Source organism: Sphingobium sp. EM0848 (assembly GCF_013375555.1).
In the GTDB taxonomy this organism is placed as follows: domain Bacteria; phylum Pseudomonadota; class Alphaproteobacteria; order Sphingomonadales; family Sphingomonadaceae; genus Sphingobium.
The window spans coordinates 1324838-1338227 of sequence record NZ_JABXWB010000001.1 but is presented as its reverse complement, the minus strand read 5'-3'; the positions used below and the strand labels follow the sequence as shown (position 1 = coordinate 1338227).

12 protein-coding genes and 1 tRNA gene are annotated in these 13390 nt (G+C 61.3%); 3 read left to right on the top strand and 10 right to left on the bottom strand.

What is annotated here, in order from left to right:
• Nucleotides 1-151: 151 nt before the first annotated feature.
• From HUK73_RS06315 to HUK73_RS06275, 9 genes are all read right to left on the bottom strand, one after another.
• Nucleotides 152-1447, bottom strand: coding sequence for an MFS transporter (locus HUK73_RS06315; protein WP_176591134.1), 1296 nt, complete (start codon nt 1445-1447; stop codon nt 152-154).
• Complete coding sequence (locus tag HUK73_RS06310; RefSeq protein ID WP_176591133.1) at nt 1444-2055, bottom strand: TIGR02281 family clan AA aspartic protease; 612 nt, start codon at nt 2053-2055, stop codon at nt 1444-1446. Before HUK73_RS06310 ends, HUK73_RS06315 begins: the two co-directional genes overlap by 4 nt.
• A gap of 5 nt (nt 2056-2060) precedes the next feature.
• On the bottom strand, nt 2061-2852 hold the full coding sequence (locus HUK73_RS06305; RefSeq protein ID WP_176591132.1) for an MBL fold metallo-hydrolase: 792 nt from the start codon (nt 2850-2852) through the stop codon (nt 2061-2063).
• Complete coding sequence (locus HUK73_RS06300) at nt 2849-3622, bottom strand: TatD family hydrolase (RefSeq protein WP_176591131.1); 774 nt, start codon at nt 3620-3622, stop codon at nt 2849-2851. The genes HUK73_RS06305 and HUK73_RS06300 overlap by 4 nt, the downstream gene beginning before the upstream one ends.
• A 3-nt stretch (nt 3623-3625) precedes the next feature.
• Nucleotides 3626-5188: a methionine--tRNA ligase gene (metG, locus tag HUK73_RS06295; RefSeq protein WP_176591130.1), complete on the bottom strand. Its 1563-nt coding sequence runs from the start codon at nt 5186-5188 to the stop codon at nt 3626-3628.
• A gap of 20 nt (nt 5189-5208) precedes the next feature.
• Nucleotides 5209-6195, bottom strand: coding sequence for an AAA family ATPase (locus HUK73_RS06290; protein ID WP_176591129.1), 987 nt, complete (start codon nt 6193-6195; stop codon nt 5209-5211).
• The gene (gene tmk / locus HUK73_RS06285) at nt 6192-6857 is read right to left on the bottom strand and encodes a dTMP kinase (protein ID WP_369805444.1); all 666 of its coding nucleotides are present in this window, start codon (nt 6855-6857) and stop codon (nt 6192-6194) included. The genes HUK73_RS06290 and tmk overlap by 4 nt, the downstream gene beginning before the upstream one ends.
• On the bottom strand, nt 6827-7990 hold the full coding sequence (locus HUK73_RS06280; protein WP_176591128.1) for a D-alanyl-D-alanine carboxypeptidase family protein: 1164 nt from the start codon (nt 7988-7990) through the stop codon (nt 6827-6829). Before HUK73_RS06280 ends, tmk begins: the two co-directional genes overlap by 31 nt.
• 79 nt (nt 7991-8069) lie before the next feature.
• A complete protein-coding gene (locus HUK73_RS06275) occupies nt 8070-9107 on the bottom strand; it encodes a lytic murein transglycosylase (protein WP_176591127.1) in 1038 nt (345 codons plus the stop codon).
• Nucleotides 9108-9256: 149 nt separating this feature from the next.
• Between HUK73_RS06275 and HUK73_RS06270 the strand changes: the two genes are divergently transcribed.
• The 3 genes from HUK73_RS06270 (at nt 9257) to HUK73_RS06260 (ending at nt 10419) form a co-directional block, all read left to right on the top strand.
• A tRNA-Ser gene (locus HUK73_RS06270) sits at nt 9257-9346 on the top strand.
• A gap of 73 nt (nt 9347-9419) precedes the next feature.
• Nucleotides 9420-9656 (top strand): hypothetical protein, encoded by a 237-nt coding sequence (locus tag HUK73_RS06265; protein ID WP_176591126.1) that lies wholly within the window; start codon nt 9420-9422, stop codon nt 9654-9656.
• Between the two features lie 298 nt (nt 9657-9954).
• A complete protein-coding gene (locus HUK73_RS06260) occupies nt 9955-10419 on the top strand; it encodes a DUF983 domain-containing protein (RefSeq protein WP_176592845.1) in 465 nt (154 codons plus the stop codon).
• Between the two features lie 56 nt (nt 10420-10475).
• On the opposite strand, the gene secA is transcribed toward HUK73_RS06260, so the two are convergent.
• Complete coding sequence (gene secA / locus HUK73_RS06255) at nt 10476-13205, bottom strand: preprotein translocase subunit SecA (protein WP_176591125.1); 2730 nt, start codon at nt 13203-13205, stop codon at nt 10476-10478.
• Nucleotides 13206-13390 lie beyond the last annotated feature (185 nt).

The window sequence follows — 13390 nt, the reverse complement described above, 5'->3', positions numbered from 1 at the left end:
TGCCAGGAGGACCATGCCACCGAGCTCTGCTAAGGACGCCCGACGGTGTCATTTCTATCTAGCAGAGGGGTGTCATTTCTATCCGGCGCTTACATTCGTTTAGATCGATAATAAGGATTATGTTAAATACAGTCCAGAATCCTGGTCCGGATCAGTCTTCCATGATCTGGCTGTAGCGCTGCGTATCCTGCATCCGGATATAGACGATCAGCGATATGGCGATCATGATCGTGACGTAGATGTAGAAGGCTTGCTCCATACCCATTTGCTTGAACCACAGCGCGACAAATTCCGCCGTGCCGCCGAACAAGGTATTCGCTAGCGCATAAGGCAGCGCGACGCCCAGCGCCCGGATGTGCGCCGGGAAAAGCTCCGCCTTCACCACGGCGTTGATCGACGTATAGCCGGTCACGATGACCAATCCCGCCATCACCAGCAACCCGGCGATCACCGGCTCCCTGGTCACGGCCAGCGTGGTGAAGATGGGATAAGTGGCGATCACGCCCAGCACGCCAAAGCCGACCATCAGCGGTTTGCGGCCGATCCGATCAGACAAGGCGCCGGCCACAGGCTGCAACAGCATAAAAAGAAACAGCGTTATCCCATTGATTTGGGATGCGGTTTCCCGGCTCAAGCCGCTGGTGTTGACCAGGAATTTCTGCATGTAGATGGAATAGGCGTAGAAAGCGATGGTGCCGCCTGCCGTCAACAACATCACCGTCAGCGTTTCTCGGGGATGGCGGGTGACGAGCTCGACGAAGCCAGATCGCGGTGCGCCTTCCGCCTGAACCTTGGCATAGCTCTGCGTTTCGGAAAGGCCGCGCCGCAGCCAGAAGACGATTACCGCCAGCGCCCCGCCGATCAGAAACGGAATGCGCCAGCCCCAGGCATCCAGATCCGCTTCGCTGAGCATGGCCTGCAGAATGAGCAGCACGCAGATCGCGACCAACTGCCCGGCGATCAACGTCACATATTGGAAGCTGGAGAAAAAACCGCGCCTGTTCCGGCCTGCCATTTCCGATAGATAGGTTGCGCTGGCGCCATATTCCCCGCCGACGGACAGGCCCTGCATCAGACGGGCCAGGACCAGCAGCAAGGGCGCGCCGATGCCGATCGTCCGATAGGATGGCGTGACCGCAATCAGCAGAGAGCCAGCGCACATCAGCGCGACGGAGAGGGTCAATCCGCTCTTTCGTCCATGTCGGTCCGCATAGACGCCCATGACCCATGCGCCGATTGGCCGCATCAAAAAGCCGACCGCAAAAATGCCCGCGGCGCTCAGCAATTGGGCCGTGCGATCCTCACTTGGGAAGAAATGCGGGGCGAAATAGAGGGTGAAGGCGGAATAAGCATACCAGTCATACCATTCCACCAGATTGCCGGTGGAACCGCCGATTATGGCCTTCAGGCGCTCGCGCTGGTTGGGCGCCGTCAAATGTGACGTCATGGTGTCAGCACCATTTCACCGTTCTGGACGCCCCAGCTTTTCAGGCGCGACAGCGTGTTCATGCCAATCACATTCACATCGCCAAAGGCCGGCGAGATCACGATATCCAGATCGCTCGCACGGATCGGTCCGATGGCGAGCGTCGCGATGGTCGAGCGTTTGGCGTCGATCTTTCCATTGGCGGTCATCATGCTGACGCCGGGCGCGTTGAGATCAAAATTCAGGCCGGCGGCGCGGGCCGTGGTGACGGAGAGGGCCGTGACGCTGGCGCCGCTGTCGATCAGGAAGCGGGCCGATGTGCCGTTGACGATACCCTCGACCCAATAATGGCCGTCCGGGGCGATCGGAATGCGCAGAGCCTGACCCTCCACACGGGCAGGGGGAGGCGCTTCGGAGGATAGACCGCTCCCCTGCCCGGTACGGCTGGAAAACAGGCCGTATTTCTCACCGATTTTGAAGAGGCCAAGCAAAGCTACGAAAATCACGACCCACATCATGGCCATGCGCAACATGCCACTCATGGGCACCCGGCGTGCCAACAGGGCCGATCCGACGAGGACGAGCGCCAGCACATACCAAAGGCTGGACATCGCCTGATCGCCGCTCATGCCTGTCAGCCCCCTCTCGCCTTTGCATCCAATTCCATCACCATGCCGTCATAGCCCGGTTCGATGCCGGGCGGCAGAGTGCGGCATAGTGTTGCATAGTCCATGCTCTGATCCATATGCGTCAATATGGCACGGCCGGGGCGGAGCGCCTCAATGCCGTCCAGCGTCAGCGCCAGATGGGCATGAGTCGGATGCGGCCGTTCGCGGAGCGCGTCCACGACCCAGATGTCGAGGCCATCGTAAAGCGCCAGCATATCTGCTGTCATATCATGAAAATCAGTTGCATAGCCAATGGATCTGCCGCCATATGTAAAGCGAAATCCGGTCGAGAATATCTCGCCATGGGGCTGATCGGTACAGGCGATGTCGATATCGCCGATGCGCAGGCCATCGGGCAGCGGATGCGCTTCTATCGTCGGATGATAGCCATGGCGGCCCTCAAAGGCATAGCTGAAGCGCTGTTTCAGCAATTTGAGCGTCTCGGCGCGGGCGTAGCCGGGAAGCGGCGTGCCTCGATGATGATAGAGCTGGCGCACATCATCCAGGCCGTGGCTGTGATCGGCATGGTCATGGGTCCACAGGATCGCGTCTATGTCGATGACATCGGCCGCGAGCAACTGCGCACGCATGTCGGGCGATGTATCAACCAGAATGCGTGTGGATGGACTTTCGACCAGAATGGATACGCGGGTCCGCCGGTTCTTTGGCTCAGTTGGGTCGCAGGCGCCCCAGTCATTGCCGATCCGCGGCACGCCTGAAGATGTGCCGCTGCCCAAAATGGTGAGCTTGAGGCTCATTCGGCCTTGCTGAACAAAGTGCGGAAATTGGCGGAGGTTGCCTCGGTCAGTTGCTCAAGGCTTTCGCCCCGCAATTGGGCGAGAAAGCGGGCGGTGTCGGCCACATAGGCAGGCTCACAGGGCTTGCCGCGATGGGGCACCGGGGCGAGGAAAGGCGAATCCGTTTCGACCAGCAGCCGCTCCAGCGGCAGGCGTGCAGCGGTTTCCTGCAAATCCCTGGCATTTTTGAACGTCACAATGCCGGAAATGCTGATGTAAAAACCAAGTTCCAATGCCGCGTCGGCAAAGGCGCCGCTGGCCGTGAAACAATGGATGACGCCCGTATAGGCCCCCTTCCCCATCTCATCGCGCATGATGGCCAGCGTATCCTCTTCCGCATCACGGGTGTGGACGATCAGGGGCAGGCCGGTTTCGCGCGAAGCCGCGATATGGGCACGGAAGCTTCTCTGCTGGCGTTCGCGGTCGCTATGGTCGTAATAATAATCGAGGCCTGTTTCCCCGATGCCGACGACGCGAGGATGCGACGCGCGCTCGACCAGCTTGGCGGTGTCGATATGGGGATGCTCGTCCGCCTCATGCGGATGGATGCCGACGGTCGCCCACACATCGGCCTCGCGCAGCGCCGTGCCCAGCACATCGTCCCATTCGCTTTCGCGGGTGGCGATATTGAGCATCAGGCCCACGCCCGCGGCCCGCGCGCGTTCAAGCACATTCTGCTGATCCTCGATCAACCCCTTGTAATTCAAGTGGCAATGGCTGTCGATCAGCATGGCTTACGCCTCTTCGGCGGGCAGTTCGAGACGCGGGAAAAGCGGCTTGGGCGTGCTGAGGGTGAAGCCCGACGCCCGGAGCTGCTCATACCAGTTGCTGCCGATAGCCGCATAGGTCCGCCCTTCCCCACCCATGCCCATCTGGTCGAGCAACGCCGTTGCACTGGCCGGAATGATCGGCTGGATCATGACGGCGAGATTGGCGATGGCTTCGTAGAGGGTGGCCAGAACCGCCTTCATCCGAGCCGGATCGGTCTTGCGAAGTGCCCAGGGGGCCTGCGCGTCGATATAGGCGTTGCAGGCGAAGACGGCGCGCATCCACGCCTCGATGGCGGTCGAAGGCGCAAGGTCGGCCATCGCGCTCTGGAAGGTCTGCGCGGCTTCGACAACGACGTTGAGGAGATCGCTGTCCACATCCTGCGCGGCGGGTTCCGGCAGGCGACCTTCCAGATTCTTGGCGATGAAGCTCAACGTCCGCTGGGCGAGATTGCCGAAGCTGTTCGCGAGATCGCTATTGGATCGGGCAACGATCGCTTCCGCACTGTAGCTGCCGTCATTGCCGAAGGTGACTTCGGACAGCAGGAAATAGCGCAACTGGTCGACGCCGAACCGCTCAGCCAGTTCCATGGGATCGGCCACATTGCCCAGCGATTTGGACATTTTCTCCCCACGGTTGAGGAGGAAGCCGTGACCGAACACCTGTTTCGGCAAAGGCAAATTTGCACTCATCAGGAAGGCAGGCCAATAAACCGTATGAAAACGCACGATATCCTTGCCGATGATGTGCGTGATATCGCCGCCTTCCGACCAGTAGCGGGCCATGCGTTCGGCATCGTCGGGGTAGCCGCAGCCGGTCAGGTAATTGGTGAGCGCGTCGACCCAGACATACATGACATGACCATCGCTGCCCGGCACCTTCACGCCCCAGTCGAAGCTGGTGCGCGAGACGCTGAGGTCGGAAAGGCCCCCCTCGACGAAGCGCATGATCTCGTTACGGCGGCTGTCCGGCTGGATGAAATCCGGCTGGCTGGTGTAGAGGTCGATCAGCTTCTGCTGGTAGGCCGACAGGCGGAAGAACCAGCTTCCCTCGACCGTCCATTCGACCGGCGTGCCCTGGGGCGACAGCTTCTGCCCGCCCTCCCCTTCGGTCAGTTCCTTTTCGTCGTAAAAGGCTTCGTCGCGGACCGAATACCAGCCTTCATAACGGCCGAGATAAAGGTCGCCATTGGCCTCCATCGCCTGCCAGATGGCTTGGCTGGCGCTGTGGTGGTCCGGCTCGCTGGTGCGGATGAAGCGATCATAGCTGATATTCAAACCATCGTTCATGACCTTGAAATATCCTGACATTTCGTCAGCCAGCTCACGCGGTTCGATGCCCCGGTTGCGTGCGGTCTGGGCCATTTTCAACCCATGTTCGTCGGTCCCGGTCTGGAAGAAGACGTCGCGGCCCATCATCCGCTGGAAACGGGCAATCGCGTCGGTGGCGATCACCTCATAGGCATGGCCGATGTGCGGGCGGCCGTTGGGATAGCTGATGGCTGTGGTGATGGTATAGGGCTTGGACATGCGGCCTTCCCTAGCGGTTGTTAGTCCCCGCGCAAAGCCGCTTTTCCATTGGCAAGGGCGGCGACATGGCCCGCCAGTTCGAAGACGACCGCCCCCGGTTCCAGCGACAGGATGATGGCGCCGCTCGCAAGTTGCCGTGCCGCCTCCCAATGGTCGAGCGCCTTGCCGAGATCGGAACCCTGACGCTGTCGCGCGGCGGCGGCGATAAAGGCTGGCGCCCGCTCAAGAAAAGCCTCGTAACGCGGTTTTGCAGCCTTGGAGGCGAGTGATTTGGAAAGGGTCAAACGCTGGCGGTTGCCAGGATCGCCATCCGCGGCGATGGCCGCGAGGGCGCGTTCCATATCTGCGATGTCAAGGCCCGCATAGCGCAATGCCTTGCCAGGCGATCCTTCACCGGCACGCACCAGAGCGTCGAGTTCGGTTGAGGAGAACTCTTCCTTCTCGGCCCGAAGCACCGTCCGCATGGCTTCGTCATTCAGCGTTTCGAAACGAAGCGTCCGGCACCGGGAGCGGATCGTGGGCAGCAGGCGTCCGGGCGCATGGCTGATCAGCAGGAACAGCATGTCGGCGGGCGGTTCCTCCAGATTTTTCAACAGCGCATTGGCGGCGCCTCGCTCCAAATCGTCGGCGCTGTCGATGACGACGACACGGCGCGTGGACATGGATGGAGCGGATTGGATCAGCCGTTGAAGTCCCCGGATCTGGTCGACCGTGATGTTGCGCGCAGTGCCGGTCTCCTTTTCGAGGCAGAAAAGCTCGGCATAGTCGGGATGGGCATCCGCCTCGAACAGCCGGCGAATGGGGTGGTCCTGCGGCACGTCGAGGCCGTCGCCCGCTATGGCCGGATCGGCGGCCTCGGCCAGCAGGCGCAGGGCCATGGCGCGGGCAAAGCTGGCCTTGCCGATACCGCGCGGGCCGGTGAGTATCCAGCCATGATGCAGGCGGCCGCTGCGCGCTGCGCCCAGCAGCGTGCGGGCCTGCTCGTCATGCCCGAGAAGTGACGTCATGGCAGCAGGTCTTGCAGCGCAAGCAACAGGCGTTCGGTCACAGCGCCGGCAGCGCCCGACGCGTCGATCGCACGCACGCGTTCCGGCTCAGTCTGGGCAAAGCGGGCGAAGGCATCAGCCACGGCCAGATGAAAGGTCCGGTCTCGTCCCCCGATTCGGTCGGGGGCGTCGCCATCGCGGCTGCGGGTACGGGCGGTCGCCTCCCCCTCCGGCAAGGTAAGGAACAGGGTGCGATCCGGCAGGAAGCCATCGCTGCCGATCCGGTGAAGCGCCAATATGTCGGCGTCCGTCAAAACCCCCATGCCCTGATAGGCGCGGCTGCTGTCCAGAAAGCGGTCCGACAAGACCCATGCCCCGCGGTCGAGCGCCGGACGGATCGTCTTTTCGACATGATCGGCGCGAGCGGCGGCGAACAGCAGGGCTTCGGCCCGTGGACTCCAGCGGTCGGCGCCCCCCGTCAGCAACAAGGCCCGGATCGCTTCCGCGCCCTCGCTGCCGCCGGGTTCGCGGGTTTCGACCACCTCCAGCCCATGTGCACGCAGAGCGGTGGCAAGCGCCCGAAGCTGGGTCGACTTGCCTGCCCCCTCTCCGCCTTCCAGAGAGATGAAACGGCCCCTTGCCGTCCGGACCGTCACCCGAAGAACGACTTCAGGCCGTTCCACAGACGCCAGAAAATGCCCGCTTCGGACACATCTTCACCTGCGACCAGCGGCAGGATCTGCGGCGGGGTGTCGGGGGTGGAGATGATGAGCTGTGCGATCTTCTGTCCCTTGGCGATGGGCGCCTTGATCGGGCCGGTATAGGCAACCTTGACCGAAATCTGTGACGAAGCCGCGCGCGGCAGGGTCACGGCCATATCCTGCGGCGCGACTAGCGCGACCTTGGTGGCGCTGCCCTGCTGGACCTCGGCGGTTTCGACGGTCTGGCCCTTCTTGAACAGCGGCTGCGCCTTCCACGCGCGGAAACCCCAGTCCATGAAGCGCACGGATTCGGCGATACGCTGGTTCGAACTGGTGAGCCCTGCGACGACCATCACAAGGCGACGACCTTCCTGCTCTGCGGAGCCGGTAAAGCCATAGCCCGCTTCCTCTGTATGGCCGGTCTTGAGGCCATCTGCGCCCTGCACCTTGCCGAGAATGGGGTTGCGGTTGCCCTGTTCGATATCCGCGCCGCCCATGGTCTTGCCCCAGGTGAAGGCGCGGGTGGCGTAGAATTTCTTATAGAGGCCCGGCGTTTCCTCAATTGTCGCTTCGGCCAGCGAAGCGAGGTCCTGCGCGGTCACATAGGTCACGCCCTCGTCCGGCCAGCCATTGCTGGTCCCGAAATTGCTGTTCTTCAGACCCAGCCGTTTGGCTTCCTGGTTCATCAGCGCGACAAAGGCCTGCTCGGTTCCGGCGATGCCCTCGGCCAGAACGACGCAGGCATCGTTGCCGGACAGCGTCACGATGCCGTGCAGCAGATTTTCGACCGACACCTGTTCGCCGGGCGAGAGGAACATGGTCGAACCGGCCTGCGGGCCGTGCCATTTCTGCCAGGTTTCCGGGCGAACGGTGAATTTCGTGTCGAGCTTCAGATCGCCCTTCTGGATCAGACGGAAGGCAACGTGAACCGTCATCATCTTCGCCATGGACGCTGGCGGCATCCGCGTTTCGCCGCCCTTGTCAAGCAGCACGGCGCCGGATGACAGGTCCTTCATATAGGCGATCGGCGCCTCACTGGTATAGGGCGGCGCGGCGGCCACCAGCGGCTGGGAAAGCAAGCCGACGAAAAGGAGGGCGGCGACGGACTTCTTCATGCAGGACTGCCTTCGGATGAATGGATTCTGATGTGCCTTTGGCTTTCATTAGCCCTGACCGGGCCAATCGCAAAGAGGTCTATTGTCTGACCGCGTCTGCCAGAAGGCCGACCGACAAAGCATAGAAATTGGAGCAGTTATAGTCCAGGATCGCCCGGTAATTGCTGGTGAGCAGATAGGCGGTCTTGCCCGGGCCGTCGGGTTCTAGCAGCGTCGCCATCACCCGGTCTGCCGGCCAGCTGCCGCCGGTCGGGACAACGCCCATGCGTCGCCATTCCGCCATGCTGAGCCAGCGGCTGTGCCGGTTGAACACGCGCTCGCAGCGCGCCGGATTGGTCCGTGCGGTGATCGACATACGGTCCAGGCCGGCGGGCACGGACACGGCGATGCCCCAGGGTTGACCGCGGCGCCAACCGGCATGGACGAAATAATTGGCGATTGAGGCCAGCGCATCGGCTTCGCTGTTCCAGATGTCGACCCTGCCGTCGCCATCGCCATCCTTGCCCAGGCGCAAATAGACGCTGGGCAGGAATTGCGGATAGCCGGTGGCACCCGCCCAACTGCCGACCAGCCGGCTGCGTGGTACGCCATTGTCCAGCATCTTCAGCGTCGCGAGCAGTTCAGGCTCGAACAAGCTGCGGCGGCGGCCTTCATAGGATAGCGTCGCCAGCGAACGGATCAGGTCGAAATCGCCGGTATAGGCGCCATAATTGGTCTCATGCCCATAAATGGCGACCATGATCTCTTCCGGCACGCCCGTTTCGGCTTCGATCCGGGCGAGCCGGGCGCGGTTGGAGAGATAGGCTGTACGGCCGCGGCTGATGCGCGCTGCATCGACATGTTGGCGGCGATAGGGTTCGAAATTGGGGATCGGCGCATAGGCACCGCCGCCGGGCTGATTCTGGTCCAACTGAACCACGCGCGGATTGGGCGTCAGCGTCGCAAAGACATCGTTCAATGTTGCGTCCCTGATTCCCATGGCGCGGGCACGGGGACGGATGGATTCCAGATAGGCCTGGAAACCCGGATCCCCCTGCGCCATCGCGCTGTCCGCCGTCAGACCGCCCACCATGATGGCGGCCATGCCCAGCAACAGCGACAACATCGACGAACGCATTGAAGAATCTCCTTATGCCCTTTTGTCGCACAGGGATGCCGTGAGGTGAATCCCCTTATTGGCGCATGACCGCATAATAGGGGACAAAGCCATATTTCTCGATTTTTGCGCTTGGCATGGCCGCCGGGTTCGCTAGGAAGCGTGGCGACGGACAGGTGGCCGAGTGGTTTAAGGCAGCGGTCTTGAAAACCGCCGTGGGTTTACGCCCACCGTGGGTTCGAATCCCACCCTGTCCGCCACAATTTGATCCCCGTTAAAGCGCGTCGTTTTTTCCCATGCTAAGGGTCAGCCATTCTTTATCGGGAGATGACGATGCCCGTCGATACCGACGCCCGCTATCTGTTCCAGCGTTATCGCGAAGAATCCGCAAAGGCGGACGCAGCATTGAAAAGGCGCGGCCCGCCACAGGAAATTGCGGCTCATCGCGAGTTGGCCTTGCGCTATAAGGTCAGGGCCCTGGCAATGTCCTGCCCTGATCAGGTTCTGCATGATGCGATGGAGAGAGGCCAGAAATCCGCCGATTCTCTTTTGAGCAAGACGCGCCACTGAACGGCGCTCGCAACTTTTTCGAGCAATTTGATCAGGATAAAATAAAAGCGCTCCCGGGCAAGGAAGAACCGGGAGCGCAATTTGTATGCTGTCGGGCATCCAAATCGCATTCTGCATAGCAGCGATGGGCGATCCGGGCAATTTAACCAATGGGATATGCTCAAGCTTTCCGTAGCGTCATTCTCTGGGTGCGTTGCAATATGACGTGCCCGATCATGTAGTTTTACCCTAGGGCAAAAGGCCCAATTGAAGAGCGTCCATGGCCGTGCCATCCTGTGTCCGACAGGATGATGGAATGATGAACCAGAGCGAAACCGATCAAGCCGCGCAATTTTTGACCGCTGAAGATGGCAGGCGCTGGAAGCGTCTTTCGCCGGTCGAGACAGGTCCCTTCGGTCGTTGCCCCCGTTGCGGCGAGGGGCATATATTTCATGGATTTCTGACCTTGCGCGACCGATGCGAGGTTTGCGGGCTTAATTACGACTTTGCCGATCCCGCAGACGGGCCGGCCGTGTTCGTTCAGCTCTTTGCCTGCGTGCCCGGCGTCATCTTCATTGTGATGCTGGAGATTTTGGCGCGGCCGGGGCTGTGGGTGCATCTGGCGGTCGGCATCCCCGTCCTGATTTTGACAGCGGTGCTGCCGTTGCGGCCGATCAAGGGATGGCTGGTGGCTGCGCAATATGTGAACAAGGCGCAAGAGGCAGGCACCGCCCGCTTATGGGCGAAGCTGAATGATGAGCAGCCCGACGATAAGGGCCAATAAAGACGACGCACATCAATCCTGACGTGCGATCGTCATCCTTTGACCGAAAGGCGCGCTCAGCTGAGCGCGCCGTGGCAATGCTTGTATTTCTGGCCTGATCCGCAAGGGCATGGGGCGTTGCGGCTGATGTCCAGATTGGCGAACTCGCCCGGCTGTGCGTTGCCGACTGGCGGGCGAGGAATGGTGGTGGTGATGCCAAGCCGCGCGCCGTCGATATCCGCACTGTTATCCTCGCCCGAAAACGGGTCGATATGGGTGGTGATGAAGTCGGGCAGCACCGGCAGGTCGAATTCAGGCAGCGGCTCTTCCATCCGGAACTGAACGCGCGCGATCGATCCGGTCACATCCTCGCGGATATTGCCGAGCATGCGTTCGAACAGGGCAAAGGCTTCCTGCTTATATTCGTTGATCGGCGTCTTCTGCGCATAGGCGCGCAGGTGAACGACCTGGCGAAGCGCGTCGAGGGTCGACAGATGCTCCTTCCAGTGATGATCGAGGCTCTGAAGCAGGATGCTCTTCTCGATCATGTGCCAGTTTTCGGGGTCGAGTTCCTTGACCTTCTCGGCCACGGCTTCGTCTGCCAGAGCGGTCAGCCGTTCCTCGATCATTTCCGGATCGACATGGTCCTCGGCCAGCCAGGCGTCGAAATCCGGCTCCAGATTCAGGACCTCGGCGGTACGGGCCTTCAGGCGCTCCATGTTCCACTGTTCGGGATAGGTGCCCGGAGGGCAGGAGGCGCCGACCAGATCATTGACCGTCTCATGGCGCATGTCGACGACGACATCATCGACCGTTTCCGCGTCCATGATGTCGCTGCGCTGTTCATAGATGACCTTGCGCTGGTCGTTCATCACGTCGTCATATTCGACGACCTGCTTGCGGATATCGTAGTTGCGCGCCTCGACCTTCTTCTGCGCGGTCTCGATGGCCTTGCTGAGCCACTTGGATGGCGGCAGAGCCTCGCCATCCTCCAGATTGGAGCGGATCATCTTGGCGAACATGGTGTCCGGGCCGAAGATGCGCATCAGGTCGTCGTCAAGGCTGAGGTAGAAGCGCGAAAGGCCCGGATCGCCCTGACGGCCCGAGCGGCCGCGCAACTGGTTGTCGATGCGGCGGCTTTCATGGCGTTCCGTGGCGAGCACGAACAGGCCACCGGCGGCGAGCACTTCGGCCTTTTCGGCCTCGATCTCGGCGTCGATGCGGGCGATCGCGGCTTCGCGCTCCGGCCCTTCCGGCATGTCGCGCAGCTCGTCCTCGACGCGCATCTCCAGGTTGCCGCCCAATTTGATATCGGTGCCGCGACCGGCCATGTTGGTGGCGATGGTGACGGCGCCCTTCCGGCCTGCCTGTGCGACGATATGCGCTTCGCTTTCATGGAAGCGGGCGTTCAGGACGGCGTGCTTGACGCCTTCCTGATTGAGGAATTCGGACAGCATTTCCGACTTTTCGATCGAAACCGTACCGACAAGGACCGGCTGCCCCTTGTCGGCATGGATTTTGATCGTCTTGGCGATGCCGCGGAACTTGTCTTCCAGATTCTTGTAGAAGCTGTCTTCCTCATCGACACGCTGCACCGGCCGGTTGGTCGGGATGGTGACGACGTTCATCTTGTAGATTTCGTAAAATTCGGTCGCTTCGGTCGCTGCCGTGCCGGTCATGCCGCCCAGCTTGGGGTACATGCGGAAATAATTCTGGAAGGTGATGGAGGCGAGCGTCTGGTTTTCCGGCTCGATATTCACCGCTTCCTTGGCTTCCACCGCCTGATGAAGGCCGTCCGACCAGCGGCGGCCGTCCATCATGCGGCCGGTGAACTCGTCGATGATGATGACCTTGCCGTCCTTGACGATGTAATCGATGTCGCGGCGGAACATGGCATTTGCGCGCAGCGCCTGATTGACGTGGTGGACGACGGCGGTGTTCTCGAAATCGTAGAGGTTGGCGCCCTGAAGCAGCCCGGCCTCTTCCAGCATGCGCTCGATCTTCTCCGTCCCGTCCTCGGTCAGGGTGACGGTGCGCTGCTTTTCGTCCTTCTCATAATCGGACTCGTCCAGCCGCTTCACGATGGCATCGACGGCGACATAGAGTTCCGACTTGTCGTCGGTCGGACCGGAGATGATGAGCGGCGTGCGCGCTTCGTCGATCAGGATCGAGTCCACCTCGTCGACGATGGCGAAGTTGAAGGGCCGCTGCACCATCGATGCGCGGTCATATTTCATATTATCGCGCAGATAGTCGAAACCGAGTTCGTTGTTCGTCGCATAGGTGATGTCGGCATTATACGCCTCACGACGCTGGTCTTCCGACAGGTTCGGCACGATGACGCCGGTGGTCAGGCCCAGGAAACGATAGACCTGCCCCATCCATTCGCAGTCGCGGCTGGCGAGATAGTCGTTCACGGTGACGACGTGAACGCCCTTCCCTTCCAGCGCGTTCAGATAGGTCGCCAGCGTCGCCACCAGCGTTTTGCCCTCACCTGTGCGCATTTCGGCGATCTCGCCGCGATGGAGAACGATGCCGCCGACCATCTGCACATCATAATGGCGCTGACCAAGGGTGCGCTTCGCGGCCTCACGCACGGTGGCGAACGCTTCGGGCAGCAGGTCGTCCAGAGTCTCGCCCTGCGCCAGCCGCTCACGGAATCGCACGGTCTGCGCCGTCAGTTCCTCGTCGTTCATCACGGAAATGGTGGATTCGAAAGAGGCGATGCGTTCGACGGTCTTGCCCAGCGACTTCACATAGCGGTCGTTGGAGGAGCCGAAAATGGACTTGGCGAGTGCGCCGAACATGCAAGTTCCTGACAAAAGGGGGTCGCGTGCCCCATTGAGGGAACGCGCACAGACATGCGCGGCGATTTAGGGGGCGCACAGGCGTTAGTCAATCAGAGCGGCAATGATCGCCACGCCAACAGACGGACTTGCTGAAGCGGATATTGCACCGGAAAGTTGCGTGGCGCGACTTTTCCCCTGGGGCT